The sequence below is a fragment of the Streptomyces marokkonensis genome (assembly GCF_008312835.1).
GTDB classification, from domain to species: domain Bacteria; phylum Actinomycetota; class Actinomycetes; order Streptomycetales; family Streptomycetaceae; genus Streptomyces; species Streptomyces marokkonensis_A.
On sequence record NZ_VSKS01000004.1, the window covers coordinates 1 to 16,903 of the forward strand.

Consider the following 16,903-nt stretch of genomic DNA (forward strand, 5'->3'; position numbering starts at 1 on the left):
GCCGGGGCGGTGTGGCCCGGGCCGGGGCCGGTGGTGCGTGAGGTCAGGCGAGTGCCTTGCCGGGGAGTTCCACCTTCGCGCCCAGCTCCACGAGCTTCTCCATGAAGTTCTCGTAGCCGCGGTTGATCAGGCCGATGCCGTGGACGCGGGAGGGGCCCTGGGCGGCGAGGGCGGCGATGAGGTAGGAGAAGCCGCCGCGCAGGTCCGGGATGACCAGGTCGGCGCCCTGGAGCCGGGTCGGTCCCGAGACGACCGCCGAGTGCAGGAAGTTCCGCTGGCCGAAGCGGCAGTCGGAGCCGCCCAGGCACTCGCGGTAGAGCTGGATGTGCGCGCCCATCTGGTTGAGCGCGGAGGTGAACCCGAGGCGGGACTCGTAGACCGTCTCGTGGATGATGGACAGCCCCGTCGCCTGGGTCAGCGCGACCACCAGCGGCTGCTGCCAGTCGGTCTGGAAACCGGGGTGCACGTCGGTCTCCAGCGCGATGGACTTCAACTGCCCCCCGGGGTGCCAGAAGCGGATGCCCTCGTCGTCGATCTCGAAGGCGCCGCCGACCTTCCGGTAGGTGTTGAGGAACGTCATCATCGAGCGCTGCTGGGCGCCGTGGACGTAGATGTTGCCCTCGGTCGCCAGCGCGGCGGACGCCCAGGAGGCGGCCTCCAGCCGGTCGGGGAGGGCGCGGTGGGTGTAGCCGCCGAGTTTCTCCACACCGGTGATGCGGATCGTCCGGTCGGTGTCCATCGCGATGATCGCGCCCATCTTCTGCAGGACGCAGATCAGGTCCTCGATCTCCGGCTCCACCGCCGCGTTGGACAGCTCGGTGACGCCCTCCGCGAGGACCGCCGTGAGCAGCACCTGCTCGGTGGTGCCGACGGACGGGTACGGCAGCCGGATCTTGGTGCCGCGCAGCCGCTGCGGGGCCTCCAGGTACTGGCCGTCCGCCCGCTTCTCGATGGTCGCGCCGAACTGCCGCAGCACGTCGAAGTGGAAGTCGATGGGCCGGCCACCGATGTCGCAGCCGCCGAGACCCGGGATGAACGCGTGCCCGAGCCGGTGCAGCAACGGGCCGCAGAACAGGATCGGGATCCGCGAGGAACCGGCGTGGGCATCGATGTCAGCGACGTTGGCGCTCTCCACGTAGGTGGGGTCGAGCACCAGTTCGCCCGGTTCCTCACCCGGGCGGACCGTCACGCCGTGCAACTGCAGCAGACCCCGTACGACCCGGACGTCGCGGATGTCCGGGACGTTGCGCAGGCGGCTGGGTGCGCTGCCCAGCAGCGCGGCGACCATGGCCTTCGGTACGAGGTTCTTCGCACCGCGGACACGGATCTCGCCCTCCAGCGGGGTTCCGCCGTGGACAAGCAGGACATCGTCGTTGACGGTCATGAATCTCGCGTTCCGTGGAGTGGGGCAGGGGCCGGAGAGGCAAGGGTAATCGCCCTTCGCCCTCCTTCCGTAAGCCCCGGGAGGCCGGGAGGGCGTCATGGGTCTGTCACAACACGAACGGTTCTCCGGCGGCCACGAGGGGTCACCGCGACCCCTTGCGCGCCGGGCGCGCACTCGCCGGCCCTCCCGTCTCCCACCACCACCCTCGAACGACGCCCTAGCAGGCGGCTCCTCTCGATTCATGGCTGCGTTCACTCCCGTACCCCCATTGCCTCCCCCCAAGGACGGAAGATGCGGGATCATGTCTGGCATGACCGAGGTGTCCTCGCTCACAGGGCGGCTGCTCGTGGCCACTCCCGCTCTGGCGGACCCGAACTTCGACCGCGCGGTGGTGCTCCTCCTCGACCACGACGAGGAGGGCTCCCTCGGTGTCGTCCTCAACCGGCCGACGCCGGTGGACGTGGGCGACATCCTGGAGGGCTGGGCGGATCTGGCCGGCGAACCCGGTGTCGTCTTCCAGGGCGGCCCGGTGTCACTGGACTCGGCGCTCGGTGTCGCCGTCGTCCCGGGCGGGGCGGCCGGGGAGACCGCGCCGCTGGGCTGGCGCAGGGTGCACGGCGCGATCGGGCTGGTCGACCTGGAGGCGCCGCCGGAGCTGCTCGCCTCCGTCCTCGGCTCCCTGCGCATCTTCGCCGGTTACGCCGGATGGGGCCCCGGCCAGCTGGAGGACGAGCTGGTGGACGGCGCCTGGTACGTCGTGGAGTCCGAGCCGGGTGACGTCTCCTCCCCGGCCCCGGAGCGGCTCTGGCGCGAGGTGCTGCGCCGCCAGCGCAACGAGCTGGCGATGGTGGCCACGTATCCGGACGACCCTTCGCTCAACTGATGGCTGTGAGCTTCAGTACCCTTGGCTGTTATGAGCACTCTTGAGCCCGAGCGCGGGACAGGTACGGGGACCCTCGTCGAGCCGACGCCGCAGACCTCCCACGGCGACGGTGACCACGAGCGCTTCGCCCACTACGTCCAGAAGGACAAGATCATGGCGAGTGCCCTCGACGGCACTCCTGTCGTGGCGCTGTGCGGCAAGGTCTGGGTGCCCGGCCGCGATCCGAAGAAGTACCCGGTCTGCCCCATGTGCAAGGAGATCTACGAGTCCATGGGCGCGGGCGGCGACGACAACGGCAAGGGCAAGGGCGACAAGTAGTCCCCCTTCTTCCTCCGCCGGTCCGCTCCTTCCGAGGCCTCCGGGGTGCGCTTTGTGCGCCCTGGGGGCCTTTGTGCTGTCCGCGCGTTGCGCAGGATGCGTCCGCCGGTCACAGAGTGGTTGAGACCTCTTGTGGCGCGGTTCACCCAGTCCCTAGCCTCCGGTGTGTTGTGCACAGCGAAACCGCTATTGCATATGGTGCAACGCGTTCGGAGGAGCAACTCCATGAAGCTGTCCGCCCGCCTGGTCGCCGTCGCGGCCGTCCTCGCCACCGCCGCCTGCGCGCCCCAGACCTCCGGCAACTCCTCCTCCGACAAGGACGAGAAGACCGGCACCCTGCGCGTCTGGCTCTTCCAGGAGGTCAACAACCAGCCCAAGGAACAGGCCGTCGACGCCGTCCTCGCCGCGTTCGAGAAGGCGCACAAGGACACCGAGGTCACCGTCGAGTACATCCCCGTCGAGACCCGCGCCCAGCGCATCAAGGCCGCCTTCAACGACCCCGGGTCCGCGCCCGACCTCATCGAGTACGGCAACACCGACACCGCCGGCTATGTGAAGGACGGCGGACTCGCCGACGTCACCGAGGAGTTCGGCGCCTGGGACGAGGCCAAGGACACCGACCCCACCGCCAGACAGTCGGTCACCGTCGACGGAAAGGTCTACGGAGCCCCGTACTTCGTCGGCGTCCGCGCGCTGTACTACCGCACCGACGTCTTCGACGAACTCGGCCTCGACGTCCCGAGGACCCAGGCCGAACTGATCTCCACCGCCAAGGAGATCCGCGCCGCCAGGCCGGAGATGTACGGCATCGCGGTCGGCGGCGCCTACACCTACGGCGCGATGCCGTTCATCTGGGCCCACGGAGGCGAACTCGCCACCGGCAAGGGCGGTTCGTACGCCTCCGCCATCGACAGCGCCGACGCCCGCGAGGGCATCGAGGCCTACACCTCGCTCTTCGGCGACGACAACTGCCCGGCCGCCAAGTGCGCCGGCATGGGCGGCAACGACACGGTGACCGCCTTCGCCTCGGGCAAGGCGGCCATGGCGATCGGCGGCGACTTCAGCCACGCGGCCGTGGAGGCCGGGAAGGTCAAGGGCAAGTACGCCGTCGTGCCGCTGCCGGGCGTCGAGCCCGGCTCCATCGCCCCCGCCTTCGCCGGCGGGAACAACCTCGGCGTGCTGAGGTCCACCTCGCACCGCACGCTCGCCGTCGACCTGATGAAGCGGCTCGCGTCGAAGAAGGCGCAGGGCGCCCTCTTCGAGGGCATGGGCTTTCTCCCGACCTTCTCCGACGTGCGGGAGCAGGTGGCCGCGAAGGAGGCCTTCGTGAAGCCGTTCGTCGAGACGCTCGCGGCCGACACGAAGTTCGTCCCGGCGTCGCCGGCGTGGGCGCAGATCGACTCGTCGCTGGTGCTGCCGACGATGTTCCAGGAGATCGTCTCCGGCAAGAAGAACGTGGCCGCCGCCTCGGCGGACGCGGCGCGGAAGATGAACGAGGCGTTTGGCTCCGCCGGATGACTTCCCCTGTGAGCTCGGGGGCCGTGGAGCGCGGGCGGGTGCGGGTCGGTCTTGGTTCCTCGCGCCCACGCGGCGGTAGCCGCACGACCAGCACGGCCCCGCGCCCCTCTCGGGGGCGTTCCGGCACTCCCTGGCTGTATCTGGCTCCGGCGCTTGTCGTCCTCGGGGGCTTGCTGGCCTACCCGATCTACCAGCTCGGGCTGATCTCGCTCTTCCACTACACCCAGGCGCAGGTCAGCGGCGGGGAGCCGACCACCTTCGAGGGGTTCGGCAACTACGCCGAGCTCTTCGGCGACGAGCGGTTCTGGCAGGTGCTGCTGGCCACCGTGGTGTTCGCGGCGGCCTGCGTCGTCTGCACGCTGGCCGTGGGCTGCGCGCTCGCCGTGCTGCTCACGCGGGTGCGTGCCGTGCCGCGGCTGGCGCTGATGCTGGCCGCGCTCGGCGCCTGGGCGACCCCGGCGATCACCGGGTCCACCGTCTGGCTGTTCCTCTTCGACGCCGACTTCGGGCCGGTCAACCGGGTGCTGGGCCTCGGCGACCACGCGTGGACGTACGGGAGGTTCAGCGCCTTCTTCCTGGTGCTGCTCGAAGTGGTCTGGTGCTCCTTCCCGTTCGTGATGGTGACCGTCTACGCCGGGATCCGCTCCGTACCGTCCGAGGTGCTGGAGGCCGCCTCCCTGGACGGGGCCTCGCAGTGGCGCATCTGGCGCTCCGTGCTCGCACCGATGCTCCGGCCGATCCTGGTGGTCGTCACCATCCAGTCCGTCATCTGGGACTTCAAGGTCTTCACCCAGATCTACGTCATGACGGGCGGAGGCGGGATCGCGGGCCAGAACCTGGTCCTGAACGTCTACGCCTACCAGCAGGCGTTCGCTTCCTCGCAGTACAGCCTCGGTGCGGCGATCGGCGTGGTGATGCTGCTGATCCTGCTCGCCGTCACGCTGGTGTACCTGCGGCTGCTGCGCCGACAGGGGGAGGAACTGTGAGTCTTGTGCGCCAGGACGGGGAACCCCGGGTGAATCCTGTGCGCCGGTTCGTCCGGCGCCCGGGACGGCTGGCGGCCGAGTCGGCGGCGCTGCTGACCGCCGCCGTGGTGGCCTTCCCGCTGTACTGGATGGTGCTGAGCGCCTTCAAACCGGCCGGGGAGATCGAGTCGGCCGAGCCGCGTCCCTGGACGCTCGCGCCCACGCTGGACTCCTTCCGGCGGGTGTTCGGGCAGCAGGAATTCGGCCGGTACTTCCTCAACAGCGTCGTCGTCGCGGTCGCCGTGGTGATCGCCTCGGCGCTCATCGCCTTTCTCGCCGCGACCGCCGTGACGCGTTTCCGGTTCCGTATGCGGACCACCGTGCTGATCATGTTTCTGGTGGCCCAGATGGTGCCCGTGGAGGCACTGACGATCCCCCTGTTCTTCACGATGCGGGACCTCGGCCAGCTGAACACGCTGTGGTCACTGATCCTGCCCCACATCGCGTTCTCCCTGCCGTTCGCGATCTGGATGCTCAGGGGGTTCGTGAAGGCCGTTCCGGAGGCGCTGGAGGAGGCCGCCTACATCGACGGGGCGAGCCGCGCGCGCTTTCTCTGGCAGATCCTTTTCCCGCTCGTCCTGCCGGGCCTCGTGGCCACCAGCGTGTTTTCCTTCATCTCCACCTGGAACGACTTCCTGTTCGCCAAGTCGTTCATCATCAGCGACATCTCGCAGTCGACCCTGCCGATGGCGCTCCTGGTCTTCTACAAACCCGACGACCCGGACTGGGGCGGGGTCATGGCGGCGTCCACGGTGATGACGATTCCGGTACTGGTCTTCTTCGTACTCGTGCAGCGGCGTCTGGTCTCCGGACTGGGCGGCGCGGTAAAGGACTGACGTGACTGAACTGATTCCAGCACCCCGCAGTGCCGTCGCCGGGTCCGGCGAGGTGCGGCTGACGGCGCGCTCGCGGCTGTACGCCGGTGACGGGACCGAGGGCGTGGAGCACTGGCTGCGCACCGTCCTCCGGCAGGCGACCGGCCTGCCGCTGCGCGAGGGGCGGGAGCGCGACGACGCGGCCGGGGACGGCATCGGGCTCCGGCTCGACCCCCGTCTCGGCCCGGAGGAGTACCGCCTCGTCAGCGACCACGACGGCGTCCTGATCGAGGGCGGTGGCGCGGCCGGTGTCTTCTGGGGCGCCCAGACGCTGCGGCAGCTCCTCGGCCCCGACGCGTTCCGCAGGGCCCCGCTCGGCCGCGGCCGGGTGTGGGCGGTGCCGCACGTGACGATCGAGGACGGCCCCCGCTTCCGCTGGCGCGGGCTGATGCTGGACGTCGCGCGGCACTTCATGCCCAAGGAAGGCGTGCTCCGCTATATCGATCTGATGGCGGCCCACAAACTCAACGTGCTGCACTTCCACCTGACGGACGATCAGGGCTGGCGCGTCGAGATCCGGCGGTATCCGAAGCTCACCGAGGTCGGCTCCTGGCGCGCGCGGACGAAAATCGGCCACCGCGCCTCACCGCTGTGGGACGACAGGCCGCACGGCGGTCACTACACCCAGGACGACATCCGCGAGATCGTCGCCTACGCGGCCGAGCGGCATATCGGCGTCGTCCCGGAAATCGACGTACCCGGGCACTCGCAGGCCGCCATCGCCGCGTATCCCGAACTCGGCAACTCCGACGTCGTCGACACCGCATCCCTGACCGTCTGGGACACCTGGGGCATCAATCCGAACGTCCTCGCCCCCACGGACAACACCCTGCGCTTCTACGAAGGGGTGCTCGAGGAAGTCCTGGAACTGTTCCCTGCGGACGCCGGGCCGTTCTCGCCGTTCGTGCACATCGGTGGCGACGAATGCCTCAAGGACCAGTGGCGCGCGTCGGACACCGCGCAGAAGCAGATCGGCAACCTCGGACTCGCCGGCGAGGAGGCGCTCCAGGCCTGGTTCATCGGGCACTTCGACGGCTGGCTCGCCGCGCGGGGGCGCCGGCTGATCGGCTGGGACGAGATCCTGGAGGGCGGCCTGGCCCCCGGCGCGGCGGTGTCCTCCTGGCGCGGCTACGCGGGCGGGGTCACCGCCGCCCGCGCGGGGCACGACGTCGTCATGTGCCCCGAGCAGCAGGTGTACCTGGACCACCGTCAGGACGCGGGCCCCGACGAGCCGGTGCCGATCGGGTACGTGCGCACCCTGGAGGACGTCTACCGGTTCGAACCCGTTCCGGTGGAACTGACGCCCGAGGAGACCGCGCGGGTGCTGGGCGCCCAGGCCAACGTGTGGACCGAGGTGATGGAGGACCAGGGGCGCGTGGACTACCAGACGTTCCCCCGGCTCGCCGCGCTCGCCGAGGTCGCCTGGAGCGACCTGCCCGCCCCCGCCGACCGGGACTTCGCCGGCTTCGAACGGCGGATGACCACCCACTACCGGCGCCTCGACGCCCTCGGCGTCGCCTACCGTCCGCCCACCGGACCGCTGCCCTGGCAGCGGCGCCCGGGCGTGCTGGGACGCCCGATCGACGGCCCCCCGCCCCGCCTGTAGCCGTCACGCCCCCCTGTCCCGCGCCCCGGGGCGGGCCGCCCGCGCGCCCGCCCCGCACGCCCGCCCCGGACGCCGGACGCCTCCCGCGCGGCCGTCCGCCCGGCCCGAACAGGCCGGGCGATACAAGCGCAAGACCCACCGAAGAGTGCCAATCGCAGCGCACCGGAGATGCCGGGTGAAATCGGCCATGTCCGGGGTGAGGTGGGTGAATGCCTCCTAGCGGACCCCCGTCCTCGGCGCCTGCCAAGATGTGCCAGAGTTGCCACGTCCGCCCTGTCAGCACGTACCGTACGGCGCACAGGTGGGACCAGGTGGGGCAGCGGGAAGGGGCAGCCGGTTTTGAGCACGCACGCACCGCAGGCGGCGCAGGCCGTGACGCTGCCCACGACGCTGGACGAGGCCGTGGCGGCCCTCACGGCCATGCCCGCCGCGGTACCCGTCGCGGGCGGCACCGACCTCATGGCCGCCGTCAACTCCGGGCAGCTCAGGCCCGCCGCGCTGGTCGGCCTCGGCAAGATCAGCGAGATCCGCGGCTGGCAGTACCTGGACGGGCACGCGCTGCTCGGCGCCGGTCTCACCCACGCGCGCATGGGCCGCCCCGACTTCGCCGCCCTCATCCCGGCGCTCGCCGCCTCCGCGCGGGCCGCCGGGCCGCCGCACATCCGCAACGCGGGCACCCTCGGCGGCAACATCGCCTCCGCCGCTCCCACCGGGGACGCGCTGCCCGTGCTGGCCGCGCTGGAGGCGACACTGATCGTCGCCGGCCCGGGCGGCGGCCGCCGCGAGGTCCCGGTGTCGCACCTGCTGGCCGGAATGGACCTGCTGCGCCCCGGCGAACTCATCGGCTACGTGCGCGTGCCGCTGCTGCACGCCCCGCAGGTCTTCCTGAAGGCGACCGGCCGCACCGGCCCCGGCCGCGCCGTCGCCTCCGTCGCCCTCGTGCTCGACCCCGCGCGGCGCGGGGTGCGCTGCGCGGTGGGCGCCATAGCGCCGATGCCGCTGAGGCCCCTGGACGCCGAGCAGTGGGTCGCGCAGCTCATCGACTGGGACAACAACCGCGCGGTCGTGCCCGAGGCACTGACCGCGTTCGGGGAGTACGTCGCCGCGGCCTGCATCCCCGACGCCGCCCCCGGAGAGGACGGCACCGTCCCACCGCTTCCGCCCGCGGTACTGCACCTGCGGCGCACCGTCGCCGCGCTGGCCCGACGAGCACTGGGGAGGGCACTGTCGTGACCGACGACCAGCACGGAGAGGGCACGCCCCCGGGCGGCAGCCGCTGGGACCCGCTGCCCCAGGGCGACTACGACGACGGCGCCACGGCCTTCGTGAACCTCCCCGAGGGGGGCATCGACGCCCTGCTGGACTCCATGGAGAGTCCGCTCGCCGCGCCCGGCCACGGCTATGTCCCGCCGCAGATAACGGTCACCCCCGCGACCACCGCGGGCACCGACCCGGCGGCCACCGGCACGTGGGCGGTCCCCGGCGCGCCCGTCGACGGCGCACAGTGGCACGACCCGCAGGCCTCCGAGGCGGACCCGGCGACGGGGGACCGGTTCACGTACAACCCGGGCGCCACCGGCCAGTGGGACCTCGGTGAGGCGGCGGCCGCGGAGAACCCCGCGCCGGGGCAGGACGTCACCGGCCAGTGGTCGATCCCCGTCGCGGACGGCGACCTGCCGGACGAATCGGGCGAGTTCACCACCTCCGCCCTGGTCGAGCAGTGGGGCGGCGGCACTCCTCCGGCCACCCTCCCGGGCGGCGCCCCGGCCCCCTGGGCCGGCACCCAGTCCATCGGCCGGCCGTGGGGCCCCGGCGTGCCCGGTGTCCCACAGGACCCGGAGCAGCACGGCGGCGAGCACGGCCCCGCACCGGAGCGGCAGGACGCGGGAACGCGGCCGCACGGCGAGGGCCACGGGCCCGCGTTCGGCCGGCCGGTGGCGGGCGGATACGGCGAGCGGCCCGACGGGGACGCGTCCGCCGCCGGGCGGACCGCGTACGCCGGTCCCGCGCACGGGCGGCCGGACGGCGCCGCCCCGCCGGAGACCTCCGGCACGCCCGGCCACGGACCCGAACGGCCCGCGCACCCCGACGGGGTGCGGTCCCACGGCGAGCCCGGCCCGACCGACGGCCCCGCGCCGCGGGAGCCGCACGCCCGGGACGCGCACGCCGGGCCCCACTCGTCCGGTGTGCCCCAGCCGCTGCCCGCCGAGGGCTACGCGGAGCCGCGGTGGCAGCCCGGCGCGGAGGCCGGGTCCGACGGCACCCCCGCCGGACTCGGCGAGGAGGACCGCGGAGAGCAGGGACTCGGCGAGCGGGAACACCGAGAGCGGGCACTCGGCGAGCAGGTACCCGGGGAGTACGCATCCGAGGAGTACGCACCCGGGGAGCACGGACTGCGGGAGCACCCGCACCCCGGCGCCCAGGACGCCGCACAGCTCGCTGCCGGGCCCGGCGAGACCGTCGGGGAGCCCGGGGGCGCCGACGGCGCCCCTGAGGCCGCCGGGAGCCCGTCGGCGCCCTCCGCCGCCGACGCGGGGGCCGCACCGGAGGCGGACCCGGAGGCGGACCCGGAGGCGGCTCCCGACGCCGGCGCGCCCGCGGACGCCACCGGAACCACCGAGGCACCGCCGCACACGTCGGGCGGACCGGACCTCCCGGGTGAACCGGGAGCCCTGGGTTCCCCCCACGACGACCACCCCCTCGCCTCCTACGTGCTCCGCGTCAACGGCACCGACCGGCCGGTCACCGACGCGTGGATCGGTGAGTCGCTGCTCTACGTGCTGCGGGAGCGGCTCGGCCTGGCCGGCGCCAAGGACGGCTGCTCGCAGGGCGAGTGCGGCGCGTGCAACGTGCAGGTCGACGGGCGGCTCGTGGCGTCCTGCCTGGTCCCGGCCGTCACCGCGGCCGGCAGCGAGGTCCGTACCGTCGAGGGCCTGGCCCAGGACGGCCGGCCCTCGGACGTGCAGCGGGCGCTCGCGCGGTGCGGCGCCGTGCAGTGCGGCTTCTGCGTCCCGGGCATGGCGATGACCGTGCACGACCTCCTGGAGGGCAACCCGGCGCCCACCGAGCTGGAGACCCGGCAGGCCCTGTGCGGCAACCTGTGCCGCTGCTCCGGCTACCGGGGTGTGGTGGACGCCGTCAAGGAGGTCGTCGCCGCACGCGAGGCGCACGCCGACACCCCCGGGGCCGACTCCGGCGGCGAGAGCGACGCCCCGCGCATCCCGCACCAGGCGGGCCCCGGCGCCGGCGGCGTCAACCCGACGGCGTTCGGCGGCCCCGGCCCCCTCGAACAGCCCCAGGACCAGCCCCACGGCCAGGACGGAGGCCAGGCGTGAGCAACGAAGCAGCCACCGTGCAGGCCGCGCAGGCCGCCGAGACCGCCCCCGAGCCGGAACCGGTCCCGCACGGACTCGGCGTCTCCCTCCCGGCCGCCGACGCCCGCGCCAAGACCGAGGGCACCTTCCCGTACGCCGCCGACCTGTGGGCCGAGGGCCTGCTGTGGGCGGCCGTGCTGCGCTCCCCGCACCCGCACGCGCGCATCGTCTCCATCGACACCACCCACGCGCGGGAGATGCCCGGCGTCCGCGCGGTCGTCACGCACGAGGACGTCCCCGGCGCCCCGGTGCACGGCCGCGGCAAGGCCGACCGCCCGGTCTTCGCCTCCGAGGTCGTGCGCCACCACGGCGAGCCCATCGCCGCCGTCGCCGCCGACCACCCCGACACCGCGCGGATGGCCGCCGCCGCCGTCATCGTCGAGTACGAGGTGCTCGACCCGGTGACCGACCCCGAGCAGGCGTTCGAGGCCGCACCGCTGCACCCCGACGGCAACCTGATCCGGCACATCCCGCTGCGCCACGGCGACCCCGAGGCGGCCGGCGACGTCGTCGTCGAGGGCCTGTACCGCATCGGCCGCCAGGACCCCGCCCCCATAGGGGCCGAGGCGGGGCTCGCCGTGCCCCGCCCGGACGGCGGCGTCGAGCTGTACCTGGCGTCCACCGACCCGCACGGCGACCGGGACACCGCGGCCGCCGCGTTCGGCCTGGAACCCGACCGGGTGAAGGTCGTCGTCACCGGGGTGCCCGGCGCCACCGCCGACCGCGAGGACCAGAGCTTCCAGCTCCCCCTCGGCCTGCTCGCGCTGAGGACCGGCTGCCCGGTGAAGCTCACCGCCACGCGCGAGGAGTCCTTCCTCGGCCACGCCCACCGCCACCCCACACTGCTGCGTTACCGCCACCACGCCGACGCCGAGGGCAGGCTGGTCAAGGTCGAGGCGCAGATCCTGCTCGACGCGGGCGCCTACGCCGACACCTCCTCCGAGGCCCTCGCCGCCGCCGTCGCCTTCGCCTGCGGTCCCTACGTCGTCCCGAACGCCTTCATCGAGGGCTGGGCGGTACGCACCAACAACCCGCCCTCCGGCCATGTGCGCGGCGAGGGCGCGCTGCAGGTGTGCGCCGCCTACGAGGCGCAGATGGACAAGCTGGCCAAGAAGCTCGGCGTCGACCCCGCCGAGCTGCGGCTGCGCAACGTCCTGGCGACGGGCGACGTGCTGCCCACCGGCCAGACCGTGACCTGCCCGGCCCCGGTCGCCGAACTCCTCCAGGCGGTACGTGACTTCCCGCTGCCGCCGCTGCCCAAGGACACCCCCGAGGACGAGTGGCTGCTGCCCGGCGGCCCCGAGGGCGCGGGCGAACCGGGTGCGGTGCGCCGGGGCGTGGGGTACGGCCTCGGCATGGTGCACATGCTCGGCGCGGAGGGCGCGGACGAGGTGTCCACGGCCACCGTGCGGGTCCAGGGCGGCGTGGCGACCGTGCTGTGCGCGGCCGTGGAGACCGGTCAGGGGTTCTCCACCCTGGCCCGGCAGATCGTCCAGGAGACCCTCGGCATCGACGAGGTGCACGTGGTGCCCGTGGACACCGACCAGCCCCCGGCCGGACCGGGCTGCCGGGGCCGGCACACCTGGGTGTCGGGCGGCGCCGTGGAGCGCGCGGCCAAGATGGTCCGCACCCAGCTCCTCCAGCCGCTCGCGCACAAGTTCGGCATGTCCACCGAGCTGCTCCAGATCACCGACGGCAAGATCACCTCGTACGACGGCGTGCTGTCCACCACCGTCACGGAGGCGATGGAGGGCAAGGAGCTGTGGGCCACCGCCCAGTGCCGTCCGCACCCGACGGAGCCGCTGGACGAGTCCGGCCAGGGCGACGCCTTCGTCGGCATGTCCTTCTGCGCGATCCGCGCGGTGGTCGACGTCGACATCGAGCTCGGCTCGGTACGGGTCGTGGAACTGGCGGTCGCCCAGGACGTGGGCCGGGTGCTGAACCCGGCGCAGCTGGCCGCCCGGATCGAGGCGGGCGTGACCCAGGGCCTGGGCGCCGCGCTCACCGAGAACCTGCGCACCCCGCGCGGCCTGGTCCGCCACCCCGACCTGACCGGCTACGCCCTGCCGACCGCGCTGGACGCGCCGGACATCCACATCGTGAAGCTGGTCGAGGAGCGTGACGTGGTCGCGCCGTTCGGCGCGAAGGCGGTCAGCGCGGTGCCGGTGGTGACCTCGCCGGCGGCCATCGCGTCCGCGGTCCGGGCCGCCACCGGCCGCCCGGTGAACCGGCTGCCGATCCGTCCGCAGGCCGCGGTGGTCACCGGGAACTGAATCCCGTTCCGGGGTGTTTTCCGCGCCGGGGCAACGCAAGCGGTTGCCGGCGCGTCTTGTGTGACGAGGGGCGTCGGTTCCGGCGCGCCCTCGGTCCGGGGGCGTTGTCAGTGGTGGCGCGTAGTGTTCCGATCAGTGGGGACGGCCGCTTGGCCCGGAAGGGCATGAACCGTCCCGCCCGGGGCGGGGCGTTCGCGGGCCCGGGACCGAGCACACGTATCGCGGGGGAATCATGAGCAGGACCGACACCGTTGTCGCGGGGGCGATCACACTCGCCGACGCCGACCTCGATCCCTTCATCACGCACGCCTCCACGCGCCGCTGGCTGACGGACCCCGGACTGCCGGAGGACAGCGTCCTGTTCGGCTTCGCGGAGCCGGCGCGGCAGGGCGGTCCGCACACCGTGGCCGACTCCCTGTGCGGCCCCGCCGACCGGCTCCCGGCCGGGCTGCGGGACCAGTTGGTGATCGGCCGTCTGCTGGGCCCGGCCGGCCTGGAGACGGAGTCGGTGCTGCTCGACGGCGCGACCGGCGAGGTCTCGACGGCGTACTTCTTCCACGACCGCCCGGACCTGATGGACCGCCGTCCGCTGGCCCCGTCCCTGCCGACGCTGGTGCGGTTCGCCGCGGCGACGGACGAACTGGCCGGCTTGCGCGGCCAGTTCGCCGCCTACGCGGGCCGCTACGGCACCAAGGCGGTCGCGGAGGCCTCCCGTCAGCTGCTGGCGGTCTTCGAGGAGGGGGCGGACGGGGAGCCGGCGCCGTTCTGGCGGATGGCCGCGCTGATCCGCCCGCTGGCCCTGGTGGCGGGCCCCGGCACGGCCTCGGGCCTGGCCCTTGACCTCCCCGTCCGCCTCCTCGACGGCGAGTTCGGCCGGGGCGGCGTGGCCCGCTTCGAGGAGGTCGACTTCCCCGCGACGCTCACGCACGAGCCGACCCGCCGCTTCCTGCGCGAGACGGGCCTCCCCGAGGACGGCTTCCTCTTCTCCCTGGACACGGACCTGCCGCTGCGCACGCTCGCGGAGTACCACACCGACGACTGCGGGAGCCCGCTCCCCGACGGCCTGCTCCCCGCCCGCGCGGAGCACCTGATACGCCTCGGCCACCTGGTCGACGACCACAGCCTGGTCGTCGACGGAACCACGGGCGCGGTCCTCAGCTGGAACGAACCGGATGCCGTGCTCCACCCCCTGAACACGGACGTCTCCACCCTCGCCTTCACGCTCTGGCTGCTGCACCGCGAGCGCTCCATCGACGAGGAGTCGGGTCACGCGCTGACCACCGACACCTACGACCAGCTGGCGCTGACGATGATCCAGGTCCTGTCCTCCATCGACCCCACGGGCACGACCAGGGACGCGGACTGGCACTACTGGACGGAGCTGTTCCAGGACGAGGCGGGCGGGGTGCTCTAGCGCACACGCGGCGCGGGCGAGGCCCCGGGACCGTCAGGGCCTACGACCAAGGTCCCGGTGCCGGTACCGACCCCCGACAGGGGTCAAACCGGGCCGCGGACCTTACGCTGGCGGTCATGACCGCCCCGAACCCGCGCGACACCGATGTCGCCGTGCCCGTCGACGCCCCCGCCTCGGCCGCCGACCCCGACGAGACCGTGCTGAGCCGCCCCTACCGGGCGCTGAGCGTCGGGGTCGTCTCCGTGGTGCTGCTGATCGCCTTCGAGGCGACGGCCGTCGGTACGGCGATGCCGGTGGCGGCGCGGGAGCTGGACGGGGTGCCGCTGTACGCGTTCGCGTTCTCGGGGTACTTCACGACAAGCCTGTTCGGGATGGTGCTGTCCGGCCAGTGGTCGGACCGGCGGGGCCCGCTCGGGCCGCTCACCTGGGGCATCGCCTCCTTCGCGGCCGGACTGCTGCTCGCCGGGACGGCCGGTGCGATGTGGCTGTTCATCCTGGGGCGGGCCGTGCAGGGGTTCGGCGGCGGGCTGGTGATCGTCGCGCTGTACGTCATCGTCGGGCGGGCCTATCCGGAGCGGCTGAGGCCGGCGATCATGGCGGCGTTCGCGGCGAGCTGGGTGGTGCCGTCGATCGTCGGCCCGCTCGCGTCCGGCGCGGTGACGGAGCACATCGGCTGGCGCTGGGTGTTCCTCGGCATACCGGTGCTCGTGGTCTTCCCGCTGGCCCTGGCGCTGCCGCAGATACGGCGGCTGGCGTCCGGCCCGGTGAGCGCGGACACGGACGCCCCGGCCTCCGCCGGCCGCCGCCGCATCCGGCTGGCCCTGGCCATCTCCTTCGGCGCCGGGTTCCTGCAGTACGCCGCCCAGGACCTGCGCTGGGCGTCGCTGCTGCCGGGCGCGCTGGGCGTGGCGCTGCTCGTCCCCGCGGTGCTGGGCCTGCTCCCGCGCGGCACGTACCGGGCGGCGCGCGGCCTGCCCTCGGTCGTCCTGCTGCGCGGCGTGGCCGCCGGCTCCTTCATCGCGGCGGAGTCCTTCGTCCCGCTGATGCTGGTCACCCAGCGCGGTCTCAGCCCGACCCTCGCCGGCTTCTCGCTCGCGGCGGGCGGCGGCACCTGGGCGCTGGGCTCCTGGGTGCAGTCCCGGCCCCGTCTTGAGCCGTACCGGGAGCGGCTGATGACCCTCGGGATGGTGCTGGTGGCGGCGGCCATCGCCGCGGCGCCCAGTGTGCTGATCGACGCCGTGCCCGCCTGGACGGTCGCGGTCGCCTGGGCCTTCGGCTGCTTCGGCATGGGCCTGGTGATCTCGTCCACCAGCGTCCTGCTGCTCCAGCTGTCCGCCCCCTCGGAGGCCGGCACCAACTCCGCCGCCCTCCAGATCTCCGACGGCCTCTCCAACGTCCTGCTCCTCGCCGCGGGCGGCGCCGCCTTCGCGGCCCTCGGTGGCGGCACGGTCAGCCACGCGGCCACGGAGACCACGGCCTCCCACCCGGCTGCCTTCGTCGCGGTCTTCCTCCCGATGGCGGCGGTGGCCCTGGCGGGAGCGTGGGTGGCGGCGCGCGTTCGGCCGGCCAAGTAGTACCACTTTGGTGTCACACGGTGGTACCGTTTTGGTATGGCTATGAACCTGCGCCTTCGCGACGACCAGACGGAAGCTCTCAAGCTGCGCGCCGAAGAGGAGGGCGTCAGCATGCACGCGATACTGCTGCGGGCAGTGGACGACTATCTGGCGCGGACTGCGCACCAGGCGCTGGTACGCAAGGCGGCCAAGGAGCAGACCGCCAAGTGGGCCGAGCTGCTGGAGCGGCTGAAGTGACGTACGTCTACCTCACGGCCGAGGACGTCCTGGCCATTGCCGAGGACGCCGTCGACGATCAGCGCATCGCCGTGCGCGACGCGGGACTGCTGGAGTCGGCCGTGCATCGCCCTTCGGCGGCCATGTTCGGGCAGGAGGCCTACGCCGACCTGTTCGACAAGGCGGCGGCACTCCTGCAGTCCCTGGTCGTCAATCACCCTTTCGTGGACGGGAACAAACGCACTGCGTGGGTGTCCTGTGCCGTCTTCCTGGCGATGAACGAGGTGCAGTTGCGCCCCGACATCGATGCGGCAGAGCGCTTGGTCATCGCTGTGGCGACCAGCAGCCTGGACGAGGTCAAGGCGATCTCCGAAGCGCTGAGGGACTTGGCTGAGCAGGGCGATGTGACCTGAGTCCCATCCTGGGCGGTCCCGGTCGCGTAC

The 16,903-nt window shown here is 72.9% G+C and carries 14 protein-coding genes; 13 read left to right on the top strand and 1 reads right to left on the bottom strand.

The window, feature by feature from the left end; all coding sequences use genetic code 11:
* Positions 1-43 precede the first annotated feature (43 nt).
* On the bottom strand, positions 44-1,384 hold the full coding sequence (gene murA, locus F1615_RS08340) for a UDP-N-acetylglucosamine 1-carboxyvinyltransferase (protein WP_149548253.1): 1,341 nt from the start codon (positions 1,382-1,384) through the stop codon (positions 44-46).
* 310 nt (positions 1,385-1,694) lie between these two features.
* On the opposite strand from murA, the gene F1615_RS08345 reads away from it, so the two are divergent.
* The 13 genes from F1615_RS08345 (at position 1,695) to F1615_RS08405 (ending at position 16,873) form a co-directional block, all read left to right on the top strand.
* Positions 1,695-2,267: a YqgE/AlgH family protein gene (locus F1615_RS08345; RefSeq protein ID WP_167533690.1), complete on the top strand. Its 573-nt coding sequence runs from the start codon at positions 1,695-1,697 to the stop codon at positions 2,265-2,267.
* Between the two features lie 30 nt (positions 2,268-2,297).
* Complete coding sequence (locus F1615_RS08350) at positions 2,298-2,585, top strand: DUF3039 domain-containing protein (RefSeq protein WP_037932061.1); 288 nt, start codon at positions 2,298-2,300, stop codon at positions 2,583-2,585.
* Between the two features lie 225 nt (positions 2,586-2,810).
* Positions 2,811-4,103, top strand: a complete 1,293-nt coding sequence (locus F1615_RS08355; protein ID WP_149548255.1) for an extracellular solute-binding protein — start codon at positions 2,811-2,813, stop codon at positions 4,101-4,103.
* Positions 4,100-5,089: a carbohydrate ABC transporter permease gene (locus tag F1615_RS08360; RefSeq protein WP_244328672.1), complete on the top strand. Its 990-nt coding sequence runs from the start codon at positions 4,100-4,102 to the stop codon at positions 5,087-5,089. The genes F1615_RS08355 and F1615_RS08360 overlap by 4 nt, the downstream gene beginning before the upstream one ends.
* 29 nt (positions 5,090-5,118) lie before the next feature.
* Positions 5,119-5,964 (top strand): carbohydrate ABC transporter permease, encoded by an 846-nt coding sequence (locus F1615_RS08365; protein WP_149548256.1) that lies wholly within the window; start codon positions 5,119-5,121, stop codon positions 5,962-5,964.
* A gap of 1 nt (position 5,965) precedes the next feature.
* Positions 5,966-7,609, top strand: a complete 1,644-nt coding sequence (locus F1615_RS08370) for a beta-N-acetylhexosaminidase (RefSeq protein WP_149548257.1) — start codon at positions 5,966-5,968, stop codon at positions 7,607-7,609.
* Between the two features lie 339 nt (positions 7,610-7,948).
* Positions 7,949-8,842, top strand: a complete 894-nt coding sequence (locus tag F1615_RS08375) for an FAD binding domain-containing protein (protein ID WP_149548258.1) — start codon at positions 7,949-7,951, stop codon at positions 8,840-8,842.
* Entirely contained in the window at positions 8,839-10,944 is a 2,106-nt protein-coding gene (locus F1615_RS08380; RefSeq protein ID WP_149548259.1) for a 2Fe-2S iron-sulfur cluster-binding protein, read from the top strand. Before F1615_RS08375 ends, F1615_RS08380 begins: the two co-directional genes overlap by 4 nt.
* Positions 10,941-13,256, top strand: coding sequence for a xanthine dehydrogenase family protein molybdopterin-binding subunit (locus F1615_RS08385; protein ID WP_149548260.1), 2,316 nt, complete (start codon positions 10,941-10,943; stop codon positions 13,254-13,256). The genes F1615_RS08380 and F1615_RS08385 overlap by 4 nt, the downstream gene beginning before the upstream one ends.
* Before the next feature lie 232 nt (positions 13,257-13,488).
* Positions 13,489-14,670, top strand: a complete 1,182-nt coding sequence (locus F1615_RS08390; RefSeq protein ID WP_149548261.1) for an SUKH-4 family immunity protein — start codon at positions 13,489-13,491, stop codon at positions 14,668-14,670.
* A gap of 116 nt (positions 14,671-14,786) precedes the next feature.
* Positions 14,787-16,244, top strand: coding sequence for an MFS transporter (locus F1615_RS08395; protein WP_149548262.1), 1,458 nt, complete (start codon positions 14,787-14,789; stop codon positions 16,242-16,244).
* Between the two features lie 36 nt (positions 16,245-16,280).
* On the top strand, positions 16,281-16,481 hold the full coding sequence (locus tag F1615_RS08400) for a ribbon-helix-helix protein, CopG family (protein WP_086684213.1): 201 nt from the start codon (positions 16,281-16,283) through the stop codon (positions 16,479-16,481).
* Complete coding sequence (locus tag F1615_RS08405) at positions 16,478-16,873, top strand: type II toxin-antitoxin system death-on-curing family toxin (RefSeq protein WP_149548263.1); 396 nt, start codon at positions 16,478-16,480, stop codon at positions 16,871-16,873. Before F1615_RS08400 ends, F1615_RS08405 begins: the two co-directional genes overlap by 4 nt.
* Positions 16,874-16,903 lie beyond the last annotated feature (30 nt).